We start from the raw sequence: 1913 nt of genomic DNA, 5'->3' as shown, positions 1-1913 counted from the left end.
CTCTTCAATTATGGCTGTGTATGCTGATTTAATTACGAAGGTGTCATTACGTTTAATAGACCCAGATGCTCTTACGGGAATTGTTTTAATTGACGAAATTGATGCGCACCTTCATGTATCATTACAGAAAAAAATTCTAGCTTTCCTTAAAAACGCATTTCCGAAAGTACAGTTTATTGTGACTACACATTCACCGTTTGTAGTCTCATCTGTAGACGATGCTGTAATTTACGATCTTTCAAAACGAGAACAAGTCGAAGATCTATCTATGTACTCCTATGAATCTGTTTTAGAAGGCTTATTTGGTGTCCTTCCAATTTCTAGTTTACTTCAAAAGAACATTGAAACATTAGCCAAGTCACTTGAAAGACACCCAATTGACGTTAAAGAAATTCAGTCACTATTAGAGAAATTACCCGAAGATGAAGACTCACTGGACTCTGAATCACTTTACTTTGTTAATTCCGCAAAACTAGCAATCAGCAAAGCCAAGAGGTAGCCAGATGTTCAATGTAGTTAGAAGTGAACCAGCTCCTTCCTCATTAGCTGAGGGAAAAAAGTATGATTCCAAAGATGTTTGGGATGCCTTGAAAAATGTGTTTCACAAGAAGTGCTATATCTGTGAAACATTTGAACCACAAGACATAAATGTAGAGCATTTCATTCCACATGAGGGTGATGAAAGATTAAAGTATGAGTGGGAAAATTTATACTTTTCGTGTGGTCGCTGCAACAATATTAAACTCGCTAAGTATGATGATCTATTAGACTGCTGTGACCCTAAGATTGATGTCGTTCGCGCAATCAAACACCTTCCTCCATCAACTCCATATGCGAAAAAGCTTCATGTTAGAGCTCAAACCGCCGATAACAAGACTAAATTGACTGCGGAACTGTTGGATAGAGTGTTCAACAGTGAACATACTCCAAACAAAGCTGTATCTTCAGCCTTTCTAAGAAAGAGAGTCTTTGAACAATATAACTTACTATTGTCGCAATTGAACAATTACTACAAACCAATGGCCTTACAGGAAGAAAAAGATGTTGCGGTCGCACGTATCAAGCTTCTCCTAAAACCATCTTCTCCATACAGTGCATTTATAAATTGGTGCATTATAGAAGACGAGGAATTGGGGCGGATGTTACATGATTTTATAGGTAGGACTGAGTAGCTTTCAAAAAAGGCACCCTAATAGGTGCCTTTTCTATTTCTAATCTATATATTTCTCTTACATCACTCACAGCCAACCAAAGCCCTTCGCCATCAAACCAGCGAGGCCTATTGTGACTGTAATTAAAGCTCCGAATAAAAGGCGAAAGTCACTTCTTTGGTGATTGTGAAACTCTTTCAAATCACTGCGTATGTCTTTGATATCACCCTTAATGTCTGAGATATCACGTTGAATGTATTCAACGCTAGCTTCCAATTTTGCTACCCGTGAGTCCAAACCATCTCCCCCGTCACCACCATTCTTTCGTATTGGTGTATCTGTCATGGTCAAAAAGTGAACTTTATCCCTCATGATACACCTTTATCAGAAAAATACTTTAAGACTATGTAAGTCGCTATACGGTGAATATTACCGCAGTTTTGGCATACTAACGGAATTGTCGGAGTGGAAAGTAGTCGCTTAGTTCTGGATTGATCAGGACTAACTTCAACCAAATCCAAAAGGCTGAAGCTAATTTCTTCCCCTTTTGTCGTTGGTATCGCTGGCTTTTCTGTTGTTTGGCAGCAAGGACATTTATAGTTCTTAAGTTTCACATCGAAGAACTCTTCTAAATGATCTTTATTTAACTCGTTTATGTCGTTCATATCACCGCCTTCATGACGGTGGTAATAACTTTCCCGATTACCGCGAACTCGTCGAGTTTCTCCTCATTCACGATAAACGAATCATATTCTTCTTTGT

Annotated in this window: 4 protein-coding genes and 1 pseudogene; 2 read left to right on the top strand and 3 right to left on the bottom strand. The window is 38.5% G+C overall.

Features of this window, described 5'->3' with window-relative positions; translation table 11 throughout:
- Positions 1–499 (top strand): AAA family ATPase (locus AB4496_RS07615; RefSeq protein WP_372130770.1); only part of this gene is annotated, 499 nt, incomplete at its 5' end.
- 4 nt (positions 500–503) lie between these two features.
- A complete protein-coding gene (locus AB4496_RS07610; protein WP_102258125.1) occupies positions 504–1172 on the top strand; it encodes an HNH endonuclease in 669 nt (222 codons plus the stop codon).
- Positions 1173–1238: 66 nt separating this feature from the next.
- Here the strand turns inward: AB4496_RS07610 and AB4496_RS07605 are convergent, their stop codons facing one another.
- The 3 genes and pseudogenes from AB4496_RS07605 to AB4496_RS07595 form a co-directional block, all read right to left on the bottom strand.
- Positions 1239–1523, bottom strand: a complete 285-nt coding sequence (locus AB4496_RS07605; protein ID WP_198592109.1) for a hypothetical protein — start codon at positions 1521–1523, stop codon at positions 1239–1241.
- Complete coding sequence (locus tag AB4496_RS07600) at positions 1520–1816, bottom strand: hypothetical protein (RefSeq protein ID WP_102258124.1); 297 nt, start codon at positions 1814–1816, stop codon at positions 1520–1522. The genes AB4496_RS07605 and AB4496_RS07600 overlap by 4 nt, the downstream gene beginning before the upstream one ends.
- Positions 1813–1913 (bottom strand): annotated as a pseudogene (locus tag AB4496_RS07595) (S24 family peptidase); the annotation flags it as partial. The gene AB4496_RS07600 and the pseudogene AB4496_RS07595, both read right to left, overlap by 4 nt.

The organism is Vibrio sp. 10N.222.46.A1 (assembly GCF_041473595.1).
Classification (GTDB): Bacteria; Pseudomonadota; Gammaproteobacteria; order Enterobacterales; family Vibrionaceae; genus Vibrio; species Vibrio tasmaniensis_A.
This window is presented reverse-complemented; position numbering and strand designations above follow the sequence as displayed.

Coding starts and splice junctions, on each gene's coding strand:
- AB4496_RS07610 (WP_102258125.1), top strand. CDS start 504: ATGTTCAATGTAGTTAGAAGTGAACCAGCTCCTTCCTCATTAGCTGAG.
- AB4496_RS07605 (WP_198592109.1), bottom strand. CDS start 1,523: ATGAGGGATAAAGTTCACTTTTTGACCATGACAGATACACCAATACGA.
- AB4496_RS07600 (WP_102258124.1), bottom strand. CDS start 1,816: ATGAACGACATAAACGAGTTAAATAAAGATCATTTAGAAGAGTTCTTC.